The organism is Blautia sp. DFI.6.71, from assembly GCF_020593585.1.
GTDB classification, from domain to species: Bacteria; Bacillota; Clostridia; order Lachnospirales; family Lachnospiraceae; genus Blautia_A; species Blautia_A wexlerae.
Genome location: NZ_JAJDMJ010000003.1, coordinates 95,317 through 121,266 on the forward strand (window position 1 = coordinate 95,317; position 25,950 = coordinate 121,266).

The 25,950-nt window shown below is 38.8% G+C and carries 27 protein-coding genes and 2 pseudogenes; 5 read left to right on the forward strand and 24 right to left on the reverse strand.

What is annotated here, in order from left to right; all coding sequences use genetic code 11:
- Nucleotides 1-155 precede the first annotated feature (155 nt).
- From LJE12_RS03130 to LJE12_RS03140, 3 genes are all read right to left on the reverse strand, one after another.
- Nucleotides 156-992 carry an alpha/beta hydrolase gene (locus tag LJE12_RS03130; protein WP_025577894.1) on the reverse strand — a complete coding sequence of 279 codons (837 nt, stop codon included), beginning with the start codon at nt 990-992 and terminating at the stop codon, nt 156-158.
- Between the two features lie 181 nt (nt 993-1,173).
- Nucleotides 1,174-1,425: a hypothetical protein gene (locus tag LJE12_RS03135; protein ID WP_055150349.1), complete on the reverse strand. Its 252-nt coding sequence runs from the start codon at nt 1,423-1,425 to the stop codon at nt 1,174-1,176.
- Between the two features lie 228 nt (nt 1,426-1,653).
- Complete coding sequence (locus LJE12_RS03140; protein ID WP_195277924.1) at nt 1,654-2,982, reverse strand: IS200/IS605 family accessory protein TnpB-related protein; 1,329 nt, start codon at nt 2,980-2,982, stop codon at nt 1,654-1,656.
- Nucleotides 2,983-3,294: 312 nt separating this feature from the next.
- Here LJE12_RS03140 and LJE12_RS03145 point away from each other — a divergent pair, with 312 nt between their 5' ends.
- Nucleotides 3,295-4,608 (forward strand): IS30 family transposase, encoded by a 1,314-nt coding sequence (locus tag LJE12_RS03145; protein ID WP_227226680.1) that lies wholly within the window; start codon nt 3,295-3,297, stop codon nt 4,606-4,608.
- A 474-nt stretch (nt 4,609-5,082) separates the two neighbouring features.
- Here the strand turns inward: LJE12_RS03145 and LJE12_RS03150 are convergent.
- The 9 genes and pseudogenes from LJE12_RS03150 to LJE12_RS03190 form a co-directional block, all read right to left on the reverse strand.
- Nucleotides 5,083-5,232 (reverse strand): annotated as a pseudogene (locus LJE12_RS03150) (sporulation transcriptional regulator SpoIIID); the annotation flags it as partial.
- Nucleotides 5,219-6,754, reverse strand: a complete 1,536-nt coding sequence (locus tag LJE12_RS03155) for a recombinase family protein (protein ID WP_161233946.1) — start codon at nt 6,752-6,754, stop codon at nt 5,219-5,221. The pseudogene LJE12_RS03150 and the gene LJE12_RS03155, both read right to left, overlap by 14 nt.
- Before the next feature lie 119 nt (nt 6,755-6,873).
- The gene (locus tag LJE12_RS03160) at nt 6,874-8,526 is read right to left on the reverse strand and encodes a hypothetical protein (RefSeq protein WP_227226681.1); all 1,653 of its coding nucleotides are present in this window, start codon (nt 8,524-8,526) and stop codon (nt 6,874-6,876) included.
- A gap of 102 nt (nt 8,527-8,628) precedes the next feature.
- Nucleotides 8,629-10,302, reverse strand: coding sequence for an RNA-binding domain-containing protein (locus LJE12_RS03165; protein ID WP_022388874.1), 1,674 nt, complete (start codon nt 10,300-10,302; stop codon nt 8,629-8,631).
- 128 nt (nt 10,303-10,430) lie between these two features.
- On the reverse strand, nt 10,431-10,607 hold the full coding sequence (locus LJE12_RS03170; protein ID WP_022388873.1) for a hypothetical protein: 177 nt from the start codon (nt 10,605-10,607) through the stop codon (nt 10,431-10,433).
- Nucleotides 10,608-10,914: 307 nt separating this feature from the next.
- Nucleotides 10,915-12,264, reverse strand: coding sequence for a virulence-associated E family protein (locus LJE12_RS03175; RefSeq protein ID WP_227226691.1), 1,350 nt, complete (start codon nt 12,262-12,264; stop codon nt 10,915-10,917).
- On the reverse strand, nt 12,173-12,877 hold the full coding sequence (locus tag LJE12_RS03180) for a CHC2 zinc finger domain-containing protein (protein WP_022388632.1): 705 nt from the start codon (nt 12,875-12,877) through the stop codon (nt 12,173-12,175). Before LJE12_RS03180 ends, LJE12_RS03175 begins: the two co-directional genes overlap by 92 nt.
- Nucleotides 12,878-12,898: 21 nt before the next feature.
- Complete coding sequence (locus LJE12_RS03185; protein WP_008707136.1) at nt 12,899-14,137, reverse strand: hypothetical protein; 1,239 nt, start codon at nt 14,135-14,137, stop codon at nt 12,899-12,901.
- Between the two features lie 180 nt (nt 14,138-14,317).
- Nucleotides 14,318-14,542 (reverse strand): helix-turn-helix domain-containing protein, encoded by a 225-nt coding sequence (locus tag LJE12_RS03190; protein ID WP_008707138.1) that lies wholly within the window; start codon nt 14,540-14,542, stop codon nt 14,318-14,320.
- Nucleotides 14,543-14,858: 316 nt separating this feature from the next.
- Here LJE12_RS03190 and LJE12_RS03195 point away from each other — a divergent pair, with 316 nt between their 5' ends.
- The gene (locus tag LJE12_RS03195; protein WP_025577902.1) at nt 14,859-15,902 is read left to right on the forward strand and encodes a DUF6076 domain-containing protein; all 1,044 of its coding nucleotides are present in this window, start codon (nt 14,859-14,861) and stop codon (nt 15,900-15,902) included.
- Nucleotides 15,903-15,932: 30 nt separating this feature from the next.
- On the opposite strand, the gene LJE12_RS03200 is transcribed toward LJE12_RS03195, so the two are convergent.
- The 8 genes and pseudogenes from LJE12_RS03200 to LJE12_RS03235 form a co-directional block, all read right to left on the reverse strand.
- A complete protein-coding gene (locus LJE12_RS03200) occupies nt 15,933-16,364 on the reverse strand; it encodes a winged helix-turn-helix domain-containing protein (protein WP_020993285.1) in 432 nt (143 codons plus the stop codon).
- A 30-nt stretch (nt 16,365-16,394) separates the two neighbouring features.
- On the reverse strand, nt 16,395-18,425 hold the full coding sequence (locus LJE12_RS03205; RefSeq protein ID WP_331466060.1) for a M56 family metallopeptidase: 2,031 nt from the start codon (nt 18,423-18,425) through the stop codon (nt 16,395-16,397).
- Between the two features lie 4 nt (nt 18,426-18,429).
- On the reverse strand, nt 18,430-18,798 hold the full coding sequence (locus LJE12_RS03210; RefSeq protein WP_008707144.1) for a BlaI/MecI/CopY family transcriptional regulator: 369 nt from the start codon (nt 18,796-18,798) through the stop codon (nt 18,430-18,432).
- 130 nt (nt 18,799-18,928) lie between these two features.
- Nucleotides 18,929-19,306 (reverse strand): TnpV protein, encoded by a 378-nt coding sequence (locus LJE12_RS03215; protein ID WP_008707145.1) that lies wholly within the window; start codon nt 19,304-19,306, stop codon nt 18,929-18,931.
- Nucleotides 19,307-19,361: 55 nt separating this feature from the next.
- Nucleotides 19,362-19,487, reverse strand: a pseudogene (locus LJE12_RS03220) (sporulation transcriptional regulator SpoIIID); the annotation flags it as partial.
- A gap of 133 nt (nt 19,488-19,620) precedes the next feature.
- The gene (gene sstT, locus LJE12_RS03225; RefSeq protein ID WP_227226683.1) at nt 19,621-20,847 is read right to left on the reverse strand and encodes a serine/threonine transporter SstT; all 1,227 of its coding nucleotides are present in this window, start codon (nt 20,845-20,847) and stop codon (nt 19,621-19,623) included.
- Between the two features lie 162 nt (nt 20,848-21,009).
- The gene (locus LJE12_RS03230) at nt 21,010-21,633 is read right to left on the reverse strand and encodes a GTP pyrophosphokinase (RefSeq protein ID WP_227226684.1); all 624 of its coding nucleotides are present in this window, start codon (nt 21,631-21,633) and stop codon (nt 21,010-21,012) included.
- Nucleotides 21,623-21,760 carry a hypothetical protein gene (locus LJE12_RS03235; RefSeq protein WP_227226685.1) on the reverse strand — a complete coding sequence of 46 codons (138 nt, stop codon included), beginning with the start codon at nt 21,758-21,760 and terminating at the stop codon, nt 21,623-21,625. Before LJE12_RS03235 ends, LJE12_RS03230 begins: the two co-directional genes overlap by 11 nt.
- Before the next feature lie 234 nt (nt 21,761-21,994).
- Between LJE12_RS03235 and LJE12_RS03240 the strand changes: the two genes are divergently transcribed.
- Entirely contained in the window at nt 21,995-22,267 is a 273-nt protein-coding gene (locus LJE12_RS03240; RefSeq protein WP_044956362.1) for a type II toxin-antitoxin system RelB/DinJ family antitoxin, read from the forward strand.
- Complete coding sequence (locus LJE12_RS03245; protein WP_026649456.1) at nt 22,260-22,526, forward strand: Txe/YoeB family addiction module toxin; 267 nt, start codon at nt 22,260-22,262, stop codon at nt 22,524-22,526. The genes LJE12_RS03240 and LJE12_RS03245 overlap by 8 nt, the downstream gene beginning before the upstream one ends.
- A gap of 29 nt (nt 22,527-22,555) precedes the next feature.
- Here LJE12_RS03245 and fucO read toward each other — a convergent pair whose 3' ends face one another.
- From fucO to LJE12_RS03265, 4 genes are all read right to left on the reverse strand, one after another.
- Nucleotides 22,556-23,701: a lactaldehyde reductase gene (fucO, locus tag LJE12_RS03250; protein ID WP_008707151.1), complete on the reverse strand. Its 1,146-nt coding sequence runs from the start codon at nt 23,699-23,701 to the stop codon at nt 22,556-22,558.
- Between the two features lie 189 nt (nt 23,702-23,890).
- Nucleotides 23,891-24,469, reverse strand: coding sequence for a TetR/AcrR family transcriptional regulator (locus tag LJE12_RS03255; protein WP_008707152.1), 579 nt, complete (start codon nt 24,467-24,469; stop codon nt 23,891-23,893).
- A 43-nt stretch (nt 24,470-24,512) separates the two neighbouring features.
- Entirely contained in the window at nt 24,513-24,917 is a 405-nt protein-coding gene (locus LJE12_RS03260; RefSeq protein ID WP_008707154.1) for a HEPN domain-containing protein, read from the reverse strand.
- Nucleotides 24,910-25,245: a nucleotidyltransferase domain-containing protein gene (locus LJE12_RS03265; protein ID WP_008707155.1), complete on the reverse strand. Its 336-nt coding sequence runs from the start codon at nt 25,243-25,245 to the stop codon at nt 24,910-24,912. The genes LJE12_RS03260 and LJE12_RS03265 overlap by 8 nt, the downstream gene beginning before the upstream one ends.
- Nucleotides 25,246-25,432: 187 nt before the next feature.
- Here LJE12_RS03265 and LJE12_RS03270 point away from each other — a divergent pair, with 187 nt between their 5' ends.
- Nucleotides 25,433-25,933 carry a DUF2284 domain-containing protein gene (locus LJE12_RS03270; RefSeq protein ID WP_008707157.1) on the forward strand — a complete coding sequence of 167 codons (501 nt, stop codon included), beginning with the start codon at nt 25,433-25,435 and terminating at the stop codon, nt 25,931-25,933.
- Nucleotides 25,934-25,950: the final 17 nt, after the last annotated feature.

Below are 25,950 nucleotides of genomic sequence, written 5' to 3' on the forward strand. Positions count from 1 at the left end.
ACAATTTTATTTTTTCGGTATTTTATATATTTTTATCTTTGCTTTTTTGTATATTTTTATGTTCACAGTTATTTTACCCATACTAAAATATTTCTGGCAAAAAATCTCTGAGATTATTGTAACCTCAGAGATTTTAATAAAATATGTTCTGTAATTTACAATCCTACGTTCCCGCTGTTCATCCCTTCCTTGCTATCCTTATCAAGAGGCAGCCAGTCCAGAACTCTCTTAATATAACGATTCCAGAAATCCCACTCATGTGCTCCCGGACCTTCCTCGTAAGTTACATCCACACCCAGTTTCTGCATGGTATCTCTGAACTTACGGTTCGGAGGAAGAAGCGGATCGTCCAGTCCACAGGCAAGGTACATATGCGGAAATGGGATTCCATCTTTTTTCATATTTTCGGCAATCCATTCCGGATTGATCTCACAGTCTTTGATCCGGGACAGATCTCCAAATACATTCTCCAGAAAGCTTTTTTTCTCAAAGAACATAGGAGAACTGTCATCTGCTGTCCTCATTTTTTCAAGAATCATAGCAGAAGAAAGACCTGCGATGTATCCGAATGTGTCATGGTATTTCAGACCATTTCGGATCGCACCGTATCCTCCCATGGATAACCCGGCAATAAATGTATCTTCTTTTTTGTGAGATAACGGAAACATTCTTCGTGTAATCTTTACAAGCTCTTTTCCGATAAATTCACTGTAGTTTTCATTTGCATTCGGATGATCCATATAGAACATATTTGCTCCAGATGGCATAACTACTGCCAGATTCTTTTCCTCTGCCCATCGCTTAATACATGTTCCTGTTACCCAGTCTGTGTAATTCCCCATTACTCCGTGAAGCAAATACAAAGTCTTAAACGGTTTGTTCTCTTCTTCTGTTTCTTCTCCAAAAAACACTTTATCAACCGGCAAGATTACATTCATCGTTACCGGACGCATCAGTGCTTTTGAAAAGAAGTTCACTTCCATTAATGCCATCTTCTTATCCTCCCTTATGTTTTTGCAAAGCCTTTACAGCATTTTATTATACAAAAAACACCTGAAAAAAGCTACTGCCATATCCGACAGTAGCTTCTTTTCTCAGTACTATTTTTCCCCTTGCATTTCCATAAACAATATATTATAATCTATTCAAAGAAATGGGTTTCTGACTATCTGACTATTCAGTCCAGGATGGGTATCTCGTTTCTTTTTTAATGTTTTGTATATCGTACAAATACAATTTTTTATCCGCTGCATATCTTACTATTAGCACAGCCTGATATACATTGTAATCCAAAATATCACCTTTCTCATTCATAACAGGTAGAGCAAATCGTGTACTATATCGAAACCAACCATTTCCGGCTTTTTTCTTGTGCTTATTTTCGAAATCTTCTTTCCATCTCTTTTCAGTAGCAATTTCTATCATTTGGGGAATTCCTTGAGACATATTAGCTTTTACCTTTGGTAATGCACCTGTGAATTAAAAATTTTATCCTTACACGACTGAAGTCGCGTGCTTCCAGACGCTTTAGGCGTCAGACTAAATATCGGCGGATACGCCTGTAACTTAGGCCAGCGCAGTTATGCGCATTTTTCCATGCCAGATATGGCAGGTTCCCACATTGCAGGTAGTCCGCTGTATATCTGCCTGCATTTATGCTGCCTTTAAGATTTCCATTTGTAAATGAAGTTCTTTCAGATCTGCATAAACACATGAGGTTCTACGCTTTACCGGAGGGACTTTTGCCTCCAGCAAAGACCTTTCCGTTACCGGAAGGGGTTTTAAAAGTTCTCTGATAAAATATCTTGCCCCGATATTATACGATGCCGACAGGTCACAGTTATATTGTTTTCCTGTCTGGAATACACAAATACTGTGATTCTTCGGGTTACGGGATACATTTCCAGAACCATCATACGCAAGCCTGCTTGTATTCCATGCACAGACTCTGGATATGCGCATTCCTTTTCTGTGTGCCTGATGTTCACAACGCTTCTGGATATCCCGTTTTCTCCACAGATGCAGTTTCTGCTTTTTCTTTCCGGATATCTTCCCCTGCATTTCCAGATATTCAAATACGATCACATCCGCATGGTTTTCTTCGGCATATTTTACGATCGCACCTGCAATTTTTCTTCCCATCTCTGTATTCAGACGTTTCGTATATGCCCATCTTCCCCGTGACTGCGCAGAGCCGTGCTCTCTCTGGAATCTCCGGATCCGTCCCAGTGTGCGGTACATCCGGTCTTTTTCACTGGGATGATCGATAAATTTTCTTCCCAGGACAGTTCCGTCTGCCCGCATAATGGTACAGACCGCATCGGTATTGATTCCCAAGTCCACACTACAGATGATCTGTTCTTTTACCGGCGTTTTTGTAAGTGTTACTTCTTCCGTATAAGAAAAACGCAGGAAATATTTATGGTATCTTTTCTCCAGTGTCGGGGCTGATGCCTTTTTCCCCGACCAGTTCTTGCGCAGATATTCCATATCCGTATGATTTAAACGCACACAAAACCATTTCCAGTCATGGCCATCATACAGTTTCAGGTATGCTTCGTCTTTTCCTTCTTCTCCTTCCCTGTACATTACATCACGATAAAAAACAGGCATGGCATAATTCTCATACGCCAGTCTGGGTTTCCCTGCTTTTTCTCCTGACTTTTTCCACAGATCCATCCGTGTTTCGTAAGAAGATACACTTCCCAATGCATGCTGGATTGCGGCTCGTCTCAGGTAGGACGGCATCTTCGGGAAGCGAAGATCAAAATCAAAGCGTGCAGAATTCTTTTTCGTGGTATGTACCAGATGCTCCGCGGCATTGAAGCGTCTCTTGCTATCGGAAATCTGTTCCAGTTCTTCCCACACCTGCCCATATATTTCTGTCAGATAACTGACCGCAGACCGGTAGATTTCCAGGGTCTGATGGATTGGAATATTCTGTTTTCGTAATTCTACGCCATAACTGGATAAAACCTGCATCCCTTTTCCTCCCCGTCAGACAATTATCTGCCTTGCTCCAATTTATCTTATACTGTTTCATCTCTAACTCTCTAACTATATTCTAACATATCTAATCGCTTCTTGCAAACATTTGTTCTGTTTTTATAAAAAATTTGCGTGTCTAACTCATCAAAGAAAAATTGACTTAAATGTATTTTTAACTTCCAGTTGGCAAGAGTAAATTCCAGTCTCATAGAAATTACTTCTGCACATATATATTGTCGTTGATAACCATTGCTATGTATACTGTACTTGCAACTGATTGCCTGCCTGTGCAGATTGGAGATAAATATGAATAATAAAGGCAATCGGAAACATTTAACATTTGAGCAGCGTGTTGAGATTGAAAAAGCTCTTACTGAGAATAAAAGCTTTGCTGAAATTGGAAGAATCATAGGCAAAGATTCCTCAACAATATCTAAGGAAGTACGTCTTCATGCACGTGTCAAAGAGCGTCCGGATCCAAGTTATACCAATCCTCCCTGCATTCATCGAAAAAAATGTAAAATGACCTGTCTCTGTGATGAGCAATGTGGAACTATGTGTAAAATCTGTAAAAAGCAAAATATGCGTTGTATAGATGTATGTCCTGCATATGAAACGGCGGAATGTGAAAAGCTTAAAAAGCCGCCATATGTATGTAATGGATGCGCTAAAAAAAGCCATTGTCTCATGCCAAGAATGTTTTATTCTTCCAAGTATGCTCATGATGAATATCGCAGTGTGCTTGTTGATAGCAGAGTTGGTATCAATCAGACTCCCGAAAGCATTCAGTCCATGAACGATTTACTGGTCCCGCTGATCAGGGATAAACACCAGTCCATCGGACACATTTATGCTACCCACGCAGAGGAATTAGGCTGCTCCCGAAGAACACTTTACTCTTACATTAATGATTGTGTATTTGATATCCGCAATGGTGATTTAAGACGTTCTGTGCGCTATAAAAAGCGCAGGAAACCTACGAAGGCAGGATCAAAAGACCGTTCTTACCGCCAAGGTCATAACTACGAAGATTTTCAGAATTATATGAAGGAGCATCCAGATACCAATGTCGTGGAAATGGACTGTGTGGAAGGTAAGAAAGGCGAAAGCAGATCTATCTTAACCTTTACATTCCGCAACTGCAATCTTATGCTCATGTTCCTTTTGGAATATCAGGATCAGGAATGCGTCCTGGAGGTCTTTGTATGGCTGGAAACAGTTTTGGGACAGGAGGCATTCAAAAAGCTTTTTCCAGTGATCCTTACGGATGGAGGTTCTGAATTCTCCGCCCGAAAAGAGATGGAGGAATTCTGTGACGGAAGTAAAAGTACTACTGTCTTTTACTGTGATTCATACAGCTTTTGGCAAAAAGGTGCCTGTGAAAAGAATCATGAGTATATCCGCTATATATGTCCGAAAGGCAGTTCATTCGCTGATTTAAATGACGATAAAGTCAGGCTTATGATGAATCACATAAATAACGAAAAAAGAGACAGTTTTAATGGACACAGTCCATATGAACTCTCTCTTTTACTCTTGGACAACAAGCTGCATAAATCATTAGGATTAAAGGCAATCGAACCTGATGACGTTATGCTTAGTCCGAAACTTATAAAATAAAACAGTAAAGCACAGGCAGATTTCGCTGCACCAGAATTTAGTCTTACACATAAGGCATGTGGAATTTAGTCCTGCATACTATTTTCAGATGCCCATTTAGCATGTAAAAAAACATTAAAACTGGGTGCTTATGGACTCATTATAAAGCAAATATATGAACTTGTTAAGACGTAAAGTGGAAATTAATCCTGCAGAATTACAGGTATAATCCACAGCTGGAAATTAGTTTTTCATTTAAGTATCAAAGAAAAATTGTTAAAAACGCTTGAAATCTGGAGCAAATAATTTTTTACAAACCCAAACAATATGCTTTTCATTATATACTATGTAAAACAAAAATCAGCAGTAAAAATACCTAAAAAAAGCTACTGTCATATCCGACAGCAGCTTCTTTTACGCTCTTAGAGCATGTTTGAAAAAGGCTTTTCACAAAATATACGTCACAATTTGTGGGAATGATTTTTTAAACACGCTCTAATGCTGATGTAAATATTTTTCTCTGGTAGCGAGCCCGCCTCTGATATGCCGCTCCTGCTTGTTCACATCCAGAACCTGTCTCACTTCACATGCCAGTCCCGGATTGAGCTGGCTGAGACGGTCAGTGCAGTCCTTATGTTTGGTTGTCACTAATTAGAACGGTTTCATCTAAGCCTAAATCACCGAAGATTCGTAAGTAAATATCTACGTTACCATCCTTGTCTACTTCAATTTTCTGGATAATCCGTTTAAGCTGTGCATTGGTCATCTGGTGAACATCGGAAATATCTTCAATCTCTTTAAACGTGCGATTCAAGATTGTTTCCAGTTGTTCACCTTTTGTCAGGTGATAGGCAACCATTTTCAACTCATTCTCCAGACGCTCGATTTCCTGTTTTGTGCCGCCGATTTTTTCATTCAGTTCCTCACGTGTAATGAGGTCATCGGTGTACATATCCATGTATTTCTGACGCATTTTTTGAAGCTTGTGAAGCTGTGCGTTCAATTCCTTTTCGTAATTCAGGTTCTCATCCTTGGCTTTGTAAACCCTCTGGAATTCGCCTGTTACGTGACGAATTACATTTTTCTTTGCTTTCAGCAGCTCGGAAAAGTATTCGGACAGAACTTCAATCAACTCTTCCTCGTCCACTGTCTGAGCATTCGGGCAGCTATCCGCCCCACGTCCATTATGACCGGAACATACCCAGCGAATATAAGTATTCTTATAAGTACGAACAGTTCGTCGAAATGACCAGCCACATTCCTTACATTTAATCAGAGTAGAAAACAAATACTTATTGCTCTGCCGTTCCTTTGTTAATTTAAAAGTCTTGCTTCTGCACTCCAAAATCTCCTGTGCCTTTTCATACATTTCCGGCTCAATAATCCGCAGTTCCGGACGTTCTGTTACCATCCACTCCGTCTCGTCTTTTTCCGTTCTCTGTCCAGTCAGGAAGTCAGCTACTTCCTGCTTGCCGTTGATAATTTTTCCGGTATAAAGTTCATTCGTTAAAATCCGGCACGTCGCATTCTGGCTCCACTGACAATTACGCTTTGTTCGGATACCTTTCGCATTCAGCATGTTTGCAATCTTGGCGGCACCATATCCTTCTTCGATATACCATTTATAAATCTGCCTGATAACAGCTGCTTCTTCCTCGTTGATTGCCAAATTAAAGTAATCTCCAATGGTTTTATCATATCCGTACACAATATTCGGAACTCGTCCTTTTTCAGCATTCATTTTCTTGCCGAATTTCACACGCTTTGAAGTATTGGCACTTTCTTCCTGCGCCAATGCACCGAAGATTGTCAGAACAAATTCACTGTTTCCCATGCTGGTCATGTTGGCCGTCAAAAACTGTGTCTCGATTCCTAATGCTTTCAGTTTGCGGACATTCTGCAGAAGGTCTACAGTATTTCTGGCAAAGCGAGAGATGTCCTTTACTACTACCATATCAAATAGTCCATGTTCAGCATCAGCCATCATGCGTAAAAATTCTTTTCGATTTTTTATTTTCGTGCCTGAAATACCCTCATCTGCATATAATCTAACTAAGTTGTCACCAGTACGCTGGGTGTACTCAGAGAAAAATTGCTTTTGAGCTTCCAGACTGTTGAGCTGATCAGCTTTATCAGTGGAGACACGACAATAAGCAGCTATATTCATATCTAATACCTTTCTGTTATATTTAAGTCGTTCTGTTACAACTTTATTGTACCATCTAAAATATAATTGTAAATAGCAAAATAAGGAATACCCTTTCTTCAGAATATTCCTTATATGCATTACTCTTCGATAAAAAAATTTTCTAACAATAGCATAATGGATTGTTCATCAACATTACCTGGTTCTTTTAAATTTTTTTTCTTTTTATTCAATAACAAATATGTATCTGTAAAAACATCTTGTATCGTCCCAAGGCATTTATCTTTTGCTAATTTAACCATCAACTCAAGAATTACACGATCCACATAGATATGCAAATGTTCTCCTAACATTTGTATTCGTTTATGGCTTTCCCCTGCATGAACAATAGCATTTCTAAGCCTATATAAGCGATAAAGATGCCATTCAATTCTTTGACAATACTTTTCGGAAAGATGCCATAATTTTTCGCGATTTTCTCTTTGCTCATATAAGTTATATATTTTATAACGTATATTGGGATAATACTTAAGCTCATTCGCAAAATAATCTTCTCGATATTTCTCATATTTTTCAAGAAATATAAAGCCTGCGATTTTACAAATCTCTTTATCGAATTCTGTTATATCTTTAAGCAACAAACTTACTTTTCGATTACCTAAATTATTTTTCAAATCGTCAAGTATATTAGAAAATATGCATTCGAAATAGTCATTTTGTAGAATGGAAACTATATTATCAGTAACGCTTTCAATTTTGGATTTTGAACTATCTGTAACACTTGCAACCTCCAACGCTGACCACAAATTAAGAAATGCATCATTTAAGTCTTGTTGATTTAATGCCGCATTATGCAAATCAACAATCTTATTAAGCTGAGAATAAGTTTCCTTTCCTTTTTCTTGGCATCCCAAAACAATTGTATCTATTTCAGTTTTAAAATTTTCTCGTGGCTCAGGCTTGATACTTTTATACCCAAACGCTTTTACGGGAAGAATTATTCCCTCTTGGGTATCTTGTCGAATTACCAATCCGTTTTTACCTATTACACTGATATTATCATTCAAAAAAACTTCTAAATATCTCAAAAAAATTTCTAATGCAGAATACGCTCGTTTCATTGCTGAATAATTATCATATGCCTTTGTTTCCATAACCCCTATAAAGGACTTTTGCTTTCTTTTAATCTGTTTAAAGCAACCATCATCTTCAAACGAAATATGCAATCTTTCATTTAACAACTTTTGATATGGCTTTAATTTTTCATAAAAAACAAAGTACACTTTGTATTTACCAATTTCAAAATCAAACCTATTCAAAAAAATCTGTGCTTTTTTTTCTGGATCATTTATACTTTCCTCAAATATATTTCTCAGGAATCTATATATATATTCCGATGAATATCCATGCCATAGCAAAAAAGCAAGCCAAGCACGAAGTCCTTTTTCAATTTCTGTTTTACGGTTTGATTCCGACAAATTTTCTTTCAAGTATTTACAACATATTTCATAGTACTTTTTCTTTGGTATCTTATTGAATATATAATGTACCGCTGTTCTTTGATCTTTATCTAAAAATTTTGCCATCTCTTCAATAACTTCATATTTATACAACTCTCGAACAATAACGTCTGTCATTAAACTCGACTTAATCTCTTTTGCAATTATATCTAATTGATATTGCTTAATACTCCCTTTCACCACATCTTTTTCAGTATCAACATATTCTTCTAATAATGTTTGTGTATTATGAACAGGCGCTTTAACAATATCATCTGAATAATGAAACAACATTTCTTGTAGTCTTTGAACAAAAATAAATATCCATCCTTAGTAGATGTCCAATCTTGTGTAATATATTTCATTTTTCATCCCCCTCGCATTTTTGTAAATCAATCATTTTTTTATCAAGTACCACTTTGCATACCTATTAGTTCCTGTTGTAACAACAATTCCATCCTTTTTCATTGCCTGTAACAAATTAGAAACCTTCTTCGATTTCTGTTCATCGCTAAGTACTTCTGGCAATGCTTTTTCCAGTACTTCCATTAAATCTCTTTTGCTGGCTTCTCCCATTGACTGAAGTGCTTTTATAATTAACTGCTTGCAAATATCATCATCTAACCCTTTATTTCGAACATAAGCAGCTTTCTGTCCGACAATATCTGCCACCTTGAAAGATACAAAAACATTAGGATAACGTCCTTCCACAAGACCTTTTTTCTTCAAATCCTTAAAGCTTTCTTTAGAAACTACTTCCTGTTTCTGAACTTTATCCAACAAAAATACAGTTCTCATATCTAAATCTTCATTGGAATATAAAAGCTGAGTATAATTCTTATCCAATATCTTTCCGTACACAGTCACTGTAACTCTATTAATTGTGTTCAAATCATATGTCGGCAATGGGAAGCATTTATCACGCTGTATCTGATACATCATTGGTATTCCCATTGAATTTGTATCAATCATATACAGATTTACCATTGCGTTACACAAAAACACATTTCGATAATACGGTGGTTTATATCCCGGTTCCAGTGCTTGTTCAATAGTTTCTGGTATAAAAGCCCCCTCATTGATAAATACCAGTCTGTCCTCAAATTCCTCTACGTTGATTTTTCCACGCAAGCGATAGTCCTGATGAGCAATACAGTTATTAATAATCTCTTTGATCAGCTCTGGTTCATATTGATCTACTTCATCCGGAAACAAAGTCTGCTGTCCGGCAATATAGCGATACTTTACATTTCTGATCCTGGAATATACCTTATCCACTGCCATTAACATCGGTATATCAAAATGTTCATAAGCTTTTACCGAATTATCTGCATTATAAAGTGTCCAGGTAATTCTAGGAATAAAGCCATCAAAGAAATATTTAGCCTCACTTTTTCCTAATAACAATAACGCCGTTCTGGTTATTTTTCCTTTTATTGTAATACCAGCTTTATTTAAAACCTCAATATCAGACAGTTTCTTTAAAACTTCCTGTGCTTTTTTTCGATCACTCTGACGTTTTGAGAAAAGTTCTCTTGCTCTTTTAATCGCTTCTTCATCCAAATCTTCTATGGTAGCATCTTCTACAATTTCTTTTGACCAATCCATTCCTATCTGATTTCTAAGTAGATCTACTTTATTCATCGGAAGCGGCGATACAGATTCATGCTCTCTGGCATACGCTGCCCCTTGCCATGTTGTCGGAATCCCTCTAATAGCTGGAGGAATTTGAAATGCTATCACTCGACATTTTTCCATTGTCAATTCGTATATCTCCAAAAATGTCAATCGTTCATTAGTTCCATTTACGATTTCCTTTTTCAAGCTTTGCAGACTTCCCTGTTTCCGAAATTCCGTTCCTACATATCGTTTATCATCCGAAATTCCGAAAATCAGCCACGCCTCCTGTAATCCCCGAAGATTTGCTTCATTGCTAAGTGCAGAAAAATATTTGCCAATGTCATTGAATGAATAATTTGTGCGTGCTTCTTTAAATTCTACAACTTCATTTTCAAAGGATTCTATCATGCGAACAATCTTTTCTTTTAATTGGCTATCCGTATATATCATATTCTTCCGCCTTTCAAAATTTTCTATGACTAAATTCTATGACTAATCTATGACTTTCTAGAACTAATTTTAACTGATTTTTAGACAGAACACAAGCAATAGCAAAAAAATAAAAGGCATCCCACGCGCTACGCAGGATACCCTCCATCATGTTTTGGTTCATTGGGAAGCTCATCCGCTGCTTCTTGTATTGCCTGTTCCACCTTACTTGCATTTGCTTCAATCAATATCTTTAACAGATAGTCGGCGGTCACTTCCGCTGTGTTTGGATTATGGAATCGATAATTAAGTTTTCTCTTTTTCATAGCGGAATTTCCACCTCCTCCCGTATGTCTTTGTCCATAACTATGAAAATGTTTTTTGAAATAGTCCTGCCAAATGCTATTCCTGTTCAACTTAAATAGATGCCGGTCAAAGGGGCATCCCTGTTGTAAACCACCGCTGTAAACAAACTCCAAAAAATCTAATTCTTTTTGTTTTTTCAGTTTTCTTTCCTCAATACCAAATTACTCTTATATATCTGTTTATTGTTTACAAATTCTACAAGTCAAAGCAATAACCATAGATAAAAGCGTAAACAACACGCCAACTACCGTAAACCTGACTGGCGTTTTACCGGAAGGGTAACTCCATCTGCCGGGCTTCCTCCTCAGTAACCGGGTACCAGTCATTTTCATTTTTTAAGTCTTTTGTGTCTCGTTTACAGTTTTCGTTTACACATACCCACGAACGCTGTGTACCGTAATCCTTGAACCTTGTCATCGTACCCTGTTTCCAACCCACAATGCTTGTATTCATGATTTCACAGATGCGGTCTGTCTCCGCCTTCTTCGGCTTTATATAAGGATTGTCCAGTGCCTCCTTAAACAGCATCAATGAACAGACTTTCCTATCCTCATGTTCATCCAGCCATGCCTGTATCATTCCGGCTTCCGTATCATCCGCCATGAACTCCTGCCGCAATTTATCAAGCTGTGCTTCTGTTTCCTTTGAAAACGCCAATTTAAAATTCCCATTACGGTACAACATCATTGCTTCCGCCCACACCTGATCAATATACTGCCTGGATTCCTTCTCATTTTCGAGGATATGAACCTCCATCTCTGCCCGGTTCGTCTGAACCGGAACGAATCTTCGATTTCCGGTACGGTCAAAAGGCAGGAATCGCTTTATATTGGATGTTCCTCCAAATACACATTGCCTCGGACGATCAAGAGCATATACTGCATAAGAATCCCGATAAGTCTCTTTCTGCCTGCTCAGAAAGCTCTTTGTTTCCTCAATACTCTTAGAGCGTGCCGTTGCGACCATTTCAGACATTTCAATCATCCAATGACCACGAAGCTGACAATAAACTTTTTCCGAATCCAGTTTGCCGATGTCATCGGTGAACCAGTCATCCTTTACTGCCATGAATCGAAAAAATGTAGATTTTCCTACGCCCTGACCACCGACCAGACAGAGCATATATTCAAACTTAATTCCAGGGCGGAACGCACGGGCAATAGCTCCCAGCAAAAATATTTTCATACTTTCATAGGTCAACTCATCCACAGGTGCGCCCAAGAAATGATGCAGCACATAGCGGATACGCTCCTGTCCATCCCATTGCAGACTATTCAGATAATTCCGGACAGGATGATATTTGTTCCGATCTGCCTGATGGACAATACTTTTCTGCACAACCTTATCCATCGTCAAACCATACGTTTCTTCCAGATAAAGCATAATATAGTTCAAATCCATATCTGTGAATGCCGGGCTTATCCGTTCCCACCACACAGGTTTTACAAGGTCTGTCTGCTCAGTCAAAATATTATACCGGAATACACCTTTTAACAGAGGATCATGTTCTAAAATTAGTTTACAGTTATGCCGATTGTTTTTCACAGCACCCTTCTGTGTCATTTCCAGTTGTTCTCTGATTTCCTCTACTGTCAACTCCGCTTCCATTATATCCATCACTTCGCACAATTCCTGTCGTGTCTGTGGTGATAAAGTCTGAAATTCTCTGTTCAATTGCTGTCACCTCCTTCCCATGAGCCACCACTACGGCAACTCGTTCTTCTAATGTGCCTGATAATAATGTATCCAACAGGTACTCTGTTTCTGATATTTTTTCCAATGCCTCCATAAACAGCGGATGCCAGACATCTTCCACCTGTTTCGGAGCACACTCTTCTTTCCACTGTTTCAACAAATGCAGGTAATCTGCCAGTGCACGGAAATATCTATTTTCTGCCTGCAGATACCTCTGTTCCTGTGTTAGCTGTCGTTTGATTTGTTTTCTCTGTGGCGGGCTGTGCCCCATGTTCTCATAATGTATAGAAAAATCTCTTGCCAATTTCTCTGCCGCCTCTTTTGGTTTTAAATTGTACAAGTGTGCCGTAAAATCAATCACATCCCCATCTGCCTGACATCCGAAACAATGAAAACGCCTGTCCACTTTCATGCTTGGATTCTTGTCACGGTGAAATGGACAGACCGCCATTCCATTCTTGTTTACCCGTATTCCATAGCTTTCTGCAGCCTGCCGGGTAGTCACAGACTGTTTAACTGCTTCAAATATATTCATCCTTTTCCTCTTTTCTTTACATCACAACTCCATATCGTTCCTTCCCAATTTAGTTCTTCCTTCGTGTTCCCATCGCTCTCGGTTCTCCTGTTCCGCAGTAATTTTTGCTTTTGCCAGCCTATCCAGAATGGAACTTCTGGCTTTTTTCTTAATCTGTTCGGTATTCACCTTTTTGACTTCCGGTTTTATCAGCGTGGTCTGGATTGTTTTAACTGCTGTCTGCATAGCTTTTGTAATTTTGGTAATTACTCCGTCCAATCGACTTACAGCATAAGTTCTTTCTTTTTGGGAAGCCTTGCGCTCAGGGGAAAGCACCCACGCCTTTGACTGTTCTACCAGACGAATGTCTTCTTTATGGGTTTCCACTCTGACCTCATCCGTCACAACCTCCACAGCTTTGTCGTAAGCAATATCTGAAACTTCATCGATCAAAGCTTCTACTTCTTCAATTTTCAAAGTAAGTGTATCCAGTATTTCTGTCTGGTTTTTCATCTGTTCCTTTTGCTTAAACAGGATATAATCCTGCTTTTCAAGATAATCTCGCCCTCCATAAGACGGTTCTTCTTCCAGATGCAACCCGTATTTTCGAGTTATATCAAAAAGCATTGTCCGGCAAATAGCATCAAAAGTCTGCTTTCGATTATTATTGCGGCCTTTAGGTTTATCCGGTTTTGGAAGTGCAATCCCTAATTCTTCCAGTGCTTTTTCCTGCTGGGGACAGATTTCCCCGTACTTATTCTCACAATCAAAAACATGACGTTCATGAATGTGCGGCGTTCCTTCGTCCAAATGCAGTGCCCAGTCCAGAATATGGACATGAGAACCGAACCGATTTGTGAACTGCTTTGTAAAGTCCTGTACGACCGCAAGTAATATTTCATAGGAAACAGATTCTTCTACTGTTCCTATTTGAAAAATAGTTTCCTCTGGACAGGTTTTATTGTTCTTTAGTAAATCTTCCACAGATCGGTTACGCTCTGTATGACGGGTTCTTGCATTTCTTTCATTCTGCGCTTCTATATATTTTCCATAATGTTCCTGATAAAAAGTACATTCAATTTTCTCAAAACTGATATCCTGAGAATCTTCTTCCCTGTTCTGCATTGTGGTATAGCCACGGTAACAGTCCCAGTAAATATTTTCTCTGACTCTTCCAGCATCAATATGTTCACTGTTTTCCAAGTCGAAACGGCGATCATTATGCCTGGGATTATAAGTGCCATTTTTCCCGGAGCGTCCATTGTGTCTTGTTGCTTTCAATAATTTTCTTGCCCTCCTTTTTCACGTTTTTCCAAATTAAATAAGGCAGCGAAGCTGCAAACCTGCGTGAATTTGCGTCAGGTAATACCCAGTACGAGTAGACGCACGCATCAACTCACTGGGCAATGGCTGCCGCCCTTAACCTGCACAAAAGACTTCGCTCTCCGCTCTGCTCCAGATTTAGTTACTATTCTCCGGCACCCTTCCATTCCCCTTTGCCATCCATTCGAAAAAAGCAATTTTACTAACCTTAATTAATCTGCCGCTTCGAAATGCCGGAAAACCGGGTGTATGAACCAGTTCATAAGCCGTTACTCTGGAAATCCCCATAATCCGCTGAATATCAGCCACATCCAGTACAAGAGGCAGTTCATCATAATTGTTTAATCTCTTATTTTCACTCATGTTGTTCCTCCATTTTTGATCTCATTTTTTTAGCTTCTCATTGCCGTTTTCTCTTTCCTGTTTCCTGAGTCATACTGCTGTCAAGGCATACAACACGTCATCCATTCGGATGCGCTCACTTCTTTTATCGAAGGTCATGGCGGTTTATCTTAGGTTAGACGGTCATAAAGTTGTCAAAGTACACTGCATAGTACGAAATTACCATTCAATCGTATCTTATCAATCTCATCTTGACTTTTCAATACTTTCGCGATACCATAAATGTAACTAATATTATATTTTTTAAAATTACCATACAAAACAGGAGCAAATAGAAATGGCTTATCAATTTATAAGGCAAGAACCTTGCTACGACCACATCCTCTTCGTTCTGGCATTGGATAGAGACAAAATGAAGGAGCGAATTTTAATCGGAACGGAACAGCAAATCCGTTTTCGACTGGACGGAAATAAAGATAACGATGTCATATATGATATAACACGTCCTCTAGGACGTTTTCTGATAGATTTTGAATATGATAAAGAAAAGAACTGGAATATATATGGACTTGCTCCCCTACGTGATGCATTGCACACTAACCGTTGGAAACAGCCTGCACTGGAACAGACTGCTGGTGATTTTCTGGCAAAAAAATATCTCACCGGTGATCCGGTGAGAATGTATGCTACATTCCGTATTTGGAATGAATATCTTGTTACAAGGGAATATCGTGACCGTAATACTGCCTGTGATCGTTTTATAGAAAAAATCCAAATTTTGACTCAGGCATTCCAAACAGAAAATGTCATGAATTTTAATTCTGATACCGGAAAACCAGAACGTTTTCATACTGGCAGTCTTTATTTCCGCAACACTCCTGCTGAAATCACTCGACTTGAACTTTGGTTTCCGGATAATAGGCGCAGAACAGAATGCGTAGCTGCCTATAGCTCTTTTTATCCGCTTATCACTTATTACTTGAATCGACTGAATGACTGGGGCCTTTGTTTCCGTCAGTGCAAAGTCTGTGGAAAATATTTTCTGGCAAAAAGCCAGCGTTATGAACTGTGCAGTGATAAGTGCCGTAAAGCACAGGCACTTCAAAACAAAAGGGAGTTTGATGAACGAGCCAGAGAAAATAACTATGATCTGCTTTATAAAAATGAATGCCAGAATTGGCGTAATAAAATCAATAAGTCCCAAAAAACTGCTAATTTTCCGATTGAACGCCTGGAAGAAATGAAAAATGCGTTTGACCTTTTTAAGAAAGAAGCTCTGCAGCGTAAGAAAGCTGTAAAGGCAGGAGCAACCAGTCCGACAGAATTCACAGACTGGTTGTATCAGCAGAGCAATATTATCTTAAAACTCAGCAAAATCTGAATCCATCCCTGTAAAGGAAAGGCAGCGAATTTACTCGCTGCCTGCCTTCTCATTGAACTTGTATCCTACACCCCAGACGGTTTGAATATATACCGGGTTACCCGGATCATCTTCTATTTTCTCACGAATATGACTGATATGGCTCATTACTATATTGTAATCGCCAAAATAGGATTCTTTCCAGACTATATCATAAATCTGTTCTTTACTAAATACTCTTCCTGGATTTTGTGCTAATAACTGCAGGATTTCAAACTCGGTGTAAGTTAATTCTATTTTTCTATTATCACGAACGACTTCTCTCCGTTTCAAATCAATCGCTATACCCTTATGCCATATTTTCGATTGAAATTGTATTTCCTGAAAAAGAAATTTCTCTCTGCCGGAATCTAACACAGAAATAACAGAATTTACCAAATCTTCCTCAGCTCCCTCGAATGATACCAGCAATATTTTTCCCACCTAATCGTCCTCGTTTCATTTAATACTAACTTAATGTTTCGCCTCTGAAGTATATCCATCAAATGTTTCCGCTTCCGGATTAAATTCAGTAAATAATTCCTGCATTCTATTTTTGCTTACTTTTTGAAAGCTGCTGATCTTTCCACTTTTGTCTCTCGTTACTTCAATGTACATAGTTCCGTTGCTGTTAGAAAAGATTCCCCTTCCCTCATCATATAAATCTGCTATAATCTTACCATTATAAACCCAGTTTCCTTGAGCATCACAAGATACTCCATAATCAGCATACTCCTGTGGAACAGCAATATTAAGACCTTTTCCCTCTTCACTGCTATATTCGCCCATGTCATCAGCCGCTATGTTCTCACTTCCTCCTTCTTCAAAAACAGATCCTTTCATTTCATCTGCAGTTACAGCTTCTCCGCCGGAACTTTCAACCAATACTGCCGGTTCTGACCAAAAATCATCTGATAACGGTTCTGCCTTTACGTCTGTGATGGTGCCATAGTTTTCCCTTTGCACTTCAACTCGAAGCGTACCTCCACGTTTGGAACTTATTGTATAAGTACCCGGCTTAAACTCATCCCGGAAATATCCAATGGTCTTTCCATCATACATCAGAAATCCTGTTTCTTTCTGGTAAGTTATTCCCGCTTTTGCATATTCAGAAAGCTGTTCTTCGCTGAATACATTTTCATTACTGTCTTTATTTTCGGTGACCGTTTCTGCTTCCTGCTTCGCATATTCTATATTTTCCGGAGAATATGCCATTGTAATTCCCACTGCATCATCAGATGATTTCGACAACTTCATCCCATCTTTTATTTTTTGAAGATTATCCTCATAAAGTGCAATCGTCTCATCTACCTTTTCCTGTGTCCATACAAACCATCCGTCGCCGCCTGTATAAGCTTTTTCACCAATCATAGACTGCAGAACTTCTTTTTCCTCGTCCAGCCATTTCGCATACTCTTCTGCTGTCCACCATTCCACATCCGAACTTGAAAGTGATTCATCTTCCCGGATATTCACTTCGTTTAAAGCAACTGTTGTTTCACCGTTTTCTTGCGCTGTCTCTGTCTTTTTCTCCAAGGATGATGCGGAAGTTGCAAATCCACCTGTCACGCAAATTACCAATACTGCACTTATAATTACTGCAAACTTAGATGTCTTCTTTATCTTCATAATTGCTCTTATCCTCTCTTCAATCGCATTTTTACTGAAACTGTTACATAATGGTGTCAGTCCGCTCTTTTTTTCTTCCATAGATATTAAAGCAGTTGCATATACCGACTTTATATCCATTCCAAATCTACGGACTACGGTTTCGTCACAGGATAATTCCAAATCTCTGTTAAAAAGAATATACATTACCCACACAAGAGGATTAAACCAATGAATGCATACTGCAGCAATCATTATCAGCTTTGTAAGCATATCAAGCCGTCTGATATGCACATATTCATGTTCCAACACATAACGAAGCTGATAAATATTTTTCCATTCTGTATTTTTCGGCATTAAAATAACTGGGCGAATCACACCATAAGAAAGTGGTGCAGCTATGGTTTCTGTCTGCCGGATGGATAGACTCCTTTTTAGTGGATGTTTTTCCTTCCATGCTTCCAAAATATCATTTTCAACAGGCAGCGAAAATCGAAATTCCCGATAACATTTTATATAGGAAACCGCAAAAAATCCAAAACAAAGTAACAGACCTGCCAGCCATATTACACTCAAAATCGAAATGGATTCTGTTCTCTGTACCATAGCCTCTGATAATCCATTTGCTATCTCAGGCATATTCCCATGAATGGGTAAAAATGTTGTCGTTTGCGCCGTTCTCACTGGGTTTATATCAGAATAAATACTCTGCAACAGAGAATAAATACTTGTGACTGATTTTATGGAAAATGGAACTAATAACCGTATTAATGCAATCCACCATAAAATCAAAAATGTTTTCTTCGGTAATCTGTTGATAAGCACAGTCCTTAATACCACAATAAGTAAAATAATAACCGTTCCCAGAAAACTCATTTGCAGCAGGCTCATATACATCACCTCATTCCAATTCACTGACGATCTGCTTCAGGTTCTTAATCTGCTCCATAGAAAGTTTTTTTCTGCCAAGAAGTGCCGCAAACAACTTGTCAACAGATCCATCATATATCTTATCAATAAGTTCATCTGTTTCCAGATCCTGTACCTGTTCTTTTGCTATAAGCGCATGGCACATAAATCCCGGTTCCGTTCGTTCAATCGCGCCTTTATTGATACACCGCTTAATCAATGTATACGTTGTGTTTTTATTCCAGCCGACTTCTCTGTTTAAAGTATCTGCAACATATTTCGCTGGCACGTCACCATCCTTCCACAGAACATCCATTACCTTTAATTCCGAATCAAAAAGTTTGATATTTTCCTCTGTCACTTGTTTCGCCTCCTATAAGACTACAGTAGTCTGTTCTTGTTTTCAGACTACCACAGTCTTATAACATTGTCAATCATTTTCTGTCGCTAGGAAAAGAAAAACAGCCAGCCTTTCGGCTGACTGCTCCATACTAAATATAAACCATTTCGTTCAGTACAATTTCTTCTGCTCTGTTTCTAATATTATTACACCGTTGTACCCAAAGCATAGCATCTTTCCGCTTCAATTCCTCCGTCACTCCCTCAGCCGCTTTCATCTGATCAACAATACACGTAAACCGTTCCTCCGCTTGTTCGTCCAAATCCTCCAGATAGCTCCAAAGTTTTCCGGTCAGCAGTAAACTGGAATATCTACCGTAGCACTGCTTTTTCAGATACTCCCTGTGCATTCGTCCCCACTTACCGATAGATCGCTTTTCCTCCGGCAGCTTCAAGTCTGGGATATAATAATCCCCGACAAGTACATAATCAATGCCATTCTCCGTAATTCTTGTTTTCAAATCCTTCATGGTTCGTTCCTCCTTGGTTTTTCTTATTCTATTACCCAAACGAACCGTTCTATATTGTTACTTCCATATGTACAGTGCTCTTACTAATCCCGAATTTCTTCGCCGCCTGACGCACCGTTGCCTTTGTATCAATAATATAATTTGCAATTTCCACTGCCCGCTCCTCGATATAATCTTTCACGGATAAGCCTCCGAAGACGCTGTTTTTACAGTGTATGCACAGAAATTTCCGAATATGTAGCAATCGTTTTTATAGTTGTGCCTTATAAAAGAACGGCCGTCCATACCGGACGACCGTTTCGCTCATTGCAATCTTATTTAAATTTAATCTCTTTCCCTTCAAGTCTCCACTGTCTGAATTCTGCGGAAGCAGATAACAGAAGATCCGAAGAAGAGTTCAGAGCTGTTTCTACAGAATCCTGAACTACGCCAATGATAAATCCTACTGCAACAACCTGCATGGAAATGTCATCTGAAATTCCGAACAGAGAGCATGCCATCGGGATCAGAAGAAGTGATCCGCCGGCTACACCGGAAGCGCCACATGCTGACAGAGCTGCAAGAAGACTCAGGATAATTGCTGTCGGAATATCTACATGAATACCAAGAGTAAATGCAGTTGCCATTGTCATAACCGTAATAGTGATAGCCGCACCATCCATATTAATAGTTGCACCAAGCGGAATGGTTACAGAATAAGTATCTCTGTCCAGTCCCATCTCTTCACAGACTTTCATGTTTACCGGAATATTAGCTGCAGAACTTCTTGTAAAGAAAGCTGTCAGCGCACTTCTCTTCAGGCAGTGGAAAATCAGCGGATATGGATTCTGGCGGATGCACCAGTAAACCAGAAGCGGATTGGTCACAAAATAGATAAACAGCATACATCCTACAAGAAGAATCAACAGTTTTCCATAAGTCGTAAAGATATCCAGACCATTTGTAGATACTGTGTTAAATACCAGACCAAAAATTCCAAAAGGTGCAAGATTAATGATCCAGGTTACTACCATGGAAATACCATCTGCAACATCAGCCAGAACCTTCTTTGTCATCTTATCAGCTACACGAAAAGCAAGCCCAAGAAGAACAGCCCACATCAGGATCCCTACATAGTTTGCATTTACCAATGAAGATACCGGGTTGGCAACTACGTTCAGAAGCAGGTTATTTAATACCTCAACGATACCCTGTGGTGCACTTGTATCTGTTGCTGCATTTGCAAGTGTCATCTTTACAGGAAATGCCATACTCGCAAATACTGCGATCACTGCTGCCAGAACTGTACTGAACATATAGAGAATGATAACTGTCTTAATAACTCCTCCGTGAGATTTTCCTGCATTACACAGGGAACTGATAACCAGGAAGAATACCAGCAAAGGTGCGATTGCCTTTAATGCACTTACAAAGACATCACCCAGAATTGCGATTCCTGTTGCCTGCGGTACAGCAATTCCCAGAACCGCACCCAGGATCAGACCAACCAGGATTCTCTTTACAAGAGCAATCCTGGTCCATTTGTCCCAAACTTTTTTCATTTCTTTAATCCTCTTTCCCTTTAGTTTGTTAAAACACTAATCCGGTACATTATAAAGGAATTTTTAAAAAAGTGCAAGGATTTCTCTACCCGGTCAGCAAAAATTCATATCCTTTTACAAGGATTTCGCAGGTAATACAAACTGTATTTTCATAAAACGCTACTATACAACTACTGTTCTTTTCTCCTGCTGATGATCCGTCTCATTATATTGCTCAAAACGGCTCTCAATCTCTACCAGCATATTTGCATATTCTCGTAATTCATCTCTGAGCTGTTCTTTATCTGTTCGTTCTTTTTTATAAGAGATCCTGTGTTCCATGCTTGCCCAGAAATCCATGGACATTGTTCTAAACTGTATCTCCACCGGAAAATATTCCATTCCATCCAGACAGTACACCGGCACACCTACGATCACATGATAGCTTCGGTATCCGTTTGGTTTCGGATTTCCGATATAATCACGTTCCCTGATCACGATCAGATCACTCTGGCTTTTCAGAAGCCCTGTCAGATTATAGATATCATCTACAAAATAGCAGATCACCCTGACACCTACAATATCCTGAAGATAATCCTTCGCATTCATCACAGTAGGTTCTTTTCCCTTTCGCTGCAGTTTCTCTTCAATGCTCTGTTTCTTCTTGATCCTACATTGGATGTTATGGATCGGTCTTGCAGATGCTTCACCGTACAGGTTGTGATTCAACACATCAAGACGTGTGAGAAGCATCTGTTTAGCATCTTCATATGGTTGTATAAATTCATAATATTCTTCATCTGTCATAACTTATTTCTCCTGTAAAAACCTCTGCAGTTATTCTTCTGCCTTTCATATTTCTTATTCTGTACTTCTTTGCAGAACTTATCTTTTTTTCCACATTTGTACTGCAAAATAACCTTTTTTTCCCCATTACGTCTCCATCATACAAAAGAAATGTGTTTAATCAGTGTTCCAATTCTAATCATTTTATAAATAAAATCCTCTATCAGTTACATGCTCTCCAATAAACTGATTTCATTTTACCTATTGCCATTTACTCTATGTGCGAATATATATTTTCATTTTGAATATATTTTATACTATATGATTGCAAATATATTCTATTTGCAGTAAAATATATTAAAAAACAAAAAGGAGTGATATCATGACAACCATTAGTTTACGTATGGATGATCAAATGAAAAAAGAGCTTGATGAAATGTGCGAAGCAATGGGAATGAATATTTCTACTTTCTACATGATCTATACAAAAAAGGCACTAAGAGATCGTAGAATACCATTTGACATTGAAGCTCCGGCAGATCCATTTTATTCTGAACAGAATATGGCACAGCTTCGCAAATCTGCTCAACAAGTAAAGGAAGGTAAAATAATAACAAAAACAATGGAAGATCTGGAGGCAATAGCGTGTGAGTAATATTTCATTTTCAGAAGATGCTTGGGAAGATTATCTTTACTGGCAACTTCAAGACAAGAAAACACTAAAGAAGATCAATGAATTATTGAAAGAAATACAACGGACACCTTTCTCAGGAAAAGGTGAACCAGAAAAACTTCGTGGTGATTTAAATGGAAAATGGAGTAGGCGAATCAACCTCAAAGACCGTTTGGTTTACGAAATATCAGATGAAACAATTATTGTAATCCAATGCAAAGGCCATTACAGCGATAAATAAAAAAGTCCCCCCGCAGGGGGCTTTTTTATTTACATAATCTTACGGAACAGGTCTTTCAGATCTTCTACGCTTGCATCTTTCGGGTTTCCCGGTGCGCATGCGTCTGCATGTGCGGATTCTGCCAGGAACTGGAGATCTTCTTCTTTGATTGCTTCCAGTTTAGTCGGGATTCCTACATCAACAGAGAGTTTCTTAACAGCTTCGATTGCTGCTTTTCTGTATTCATCCTGAGACATTTCATCTACGCCTTTGACACCCATTGCTCTGGCGATCTCACGATATTTCTCACCTGTGCATTCCTGATTGTACTCCATAACGATCGGAAGCATCATTGCGCAGGCAACACCGTGTGGTGTGTCATAAACAGCACCAAGTGTATGAGCCATGGAATGAGCGATTCCAAGACCTACGTTAGAGAATCCCATACCAGCGATATACTGTCCAAGAGCCATTCCTTCACGACCTTCTTTTGTGTTTTCAACAGCACCGCGGAGAGATTTGGAGATCAGCTCGATTGCTTTTAAATGGAACATATCTGTCATTTCCCACGCAGCTTTTGTTGTATATCCTTCGATTGCATGAGTGAGGGCATCCATACCTGTAGAAGCTGTCAATCCTTTTGGCATGGAGGACATCATTTCAGGATCAATAACTGCGATGATCGGCATGTCATGTGGGTCAACGCATACAAATTTACGTTTTCTTTCTACATCTGTGATAACGTAATTGATAGTTACCTCTGCTGCTGTACCTGCTGTTGTCGGAACTGCAATGATCGGTACACAGGGTTTCTTAGTTGGAGCTGTACCTTCAAGACTTCTTACGTCTTCAAATTCAGGGTTTGCAATGATGATACCGATTGCTTTGGAAGTGTCCATGGAAGAACCGCCGCCGATTGCAATCAGATAATCTGCGCCTGAATTCTTAAATGCCTGAACACCATGCTGTACGTTCTCGATTGTCGGGTTCGGTTTGATGTCTGAATACAGTTCATATGCAAGTCCGTTTTTCTCAAGAATGTCTGTAACTTTGCTTGTTACATGGAATTTTACAAGATCAGGGTCAGAACATACGAAAGCTTTCTTAAAGCCATGTGCTTTTGCTTCGTTTGCGATTTCCTCGATCGCTCCTGCTCCGTGATAAGATGTCTGATTTAAGTTAATTCTGTTTGCCATAATGATTTCCATTCCTTTCGGTATTCTTCAGTATTAGGTAAGTTTCCGCATCACTTATCTTTGTTATTATCTTAACAATATAAAATAAAAAAAGAAAGTTACACTTTAGCTCAAATGTAACCTTCTCACAATATTTGTGCAATAATGCCGAAAAACTGGGTGCAAAATTATGCATTAATATTGTTATATTTATGACAATATTTCCAGCTTTTCAAACAATTCCGAGAGTTTTCCAGGCATCCCGTCAACTAAAATTTTCGCCAGTCCCTCCGGTGCACATTCCAACTCTCCCAGTACCCATTTTACAGTCATATAAATAGAACTATGGCAGTACATTTCCAAAATGCAATGTATGGTCTCATCCGGAATCCTTCCTGTTTTCTCACGAATCAGATTCTCATAGAAGTCCAGGATCAGTTCAAAATCATGCTGGCGCAGACTGTTCTGACTGTCATACTTAAATGCTGCTGCAAAGAAAACATGCTCTTCCTGAATATAGGTAAACTTCTTTACCAGAGCATCATAAACAGTTTTTCCCATTCCCATATGCTCAAAGGATTTCGCCAGAAGCTTATCGAAATACCAGTTGATAAGGTCAAATTTGTCCATAAAATTCCGATAGAAAGTCTGCCTCGTAACACCACAATTCTCTGTGATCTGTTTTACTGTGATGTTATCTACAGACATCGTTTTCATACATTCCTTCATCGACCGCGCAAGACGGTATTTCATTTTTTCACCCTTGCTGTTTTCTGCCGTCAGCTTCATAAGATTTCCTCTCGCTAATTCATTTCTCTAGTGTGTCGACAAGTTAATATTGAATACCTTTCTCTGACAGATATTCTTCTATCTTTTCAATAATAAGCTTCGCTGACTTATATTGATCTGATGCATCTTTTAAAGATGCAACGTAAAAATCATCATAATCACTATTTTCTCTCTCCTGCTTTAGTCTTCCCAACCTCTTTCCCATTTCTCTTGGAAAAATCTCTTTTGCTATATAAGTTTTATTAAAATACGCAACCGCATCCTTATGACGCTTAAAATCAATCTCTTCTAAAGCTAATACTGCTTTTATTGCATAAAAAGCAGCATAATAACTACGATTTATTGAATCTTTATAATGTTGACTTTCTAAGCATAATACTGCCACTCCCAATGTCTCCACCGCATTCCGAATACGGTATATACATAAATCCTCTTTTTTGTCATTCATCGATCACTACCCCCTCATCTCGCACATTTCGGTAAAAAGGTAACGTATCAATCCAATACTCATACTGGTCTTCATTTTTAATGATGGGAGAGAACTCTATTCCTGTATTTATTTCAAACTCAAATGCAAGATCATAAATATCATTCTTCACTAATCGAATTTCTTCATCAGACATTTTCACCAAAATCATAATATCTATATCAGAATTTTCTCGAAAATCTCCTCTCGCATATGATCCATATACGATAATCTTTGTCAATTTATCGCCCAAAATACGTCTTAACTCCTGAGAAAATCTATATATGATGTTTCTGATATTTTCCGGCATATAATCACTTCCTCTTATTAATATCCCCCAATTTGCATATCTATATGTTAACATAAGTTTTTTGTTACATCAAGTTTCCCTCATCAGAAGTTCTCGACAAAACTTGATTTTATTTATTTCAAAATGTTATAATTCACCTTGATATGTTCAAGCCAAAATAATCCGCTTTAAGAAGGGAGTCATTCTTATGGATTTAATAAAAGAAGCACTTTCCATGGGTTTCGCAGATGCGGCGATCATGGATACAAAGGATCTGGTATTTGTGCCGGAATACAGACAGTTCTGCGAGGACAATCTCTGTGGAAATTATAACCTGGTTCCTGCATGTCCGCCTGCCTGCGGTACTGTAGAAGAAATGCAGGCAAAAGCATTGAAATATGAAAAGGCACTGGTTCTCCAGACTGTTCTGAAGGATCCGATCATGGATCCGGTACTTTTCAAGCAGGCGAAGCATGCACAGAATATTCTTACAGAACAGCTTGCCAGACAGATGCAGGAAGCGGGAAAAGAAGATATCCTGATCATGAGCGCAGGACCGTATAAGAATTGTTCCTGTATGTCCGCCTACAGTGTAGATGCACAGAAAATGGCTGATGCAGTAGGTATGGTCTGCTGGGCAGATGACTCAGATGTAAGATTCTTTACACAGATTCTGTTTCACGAAGATTATAGCAAGCCTCATAAATAATGCATATTGATTAAGAG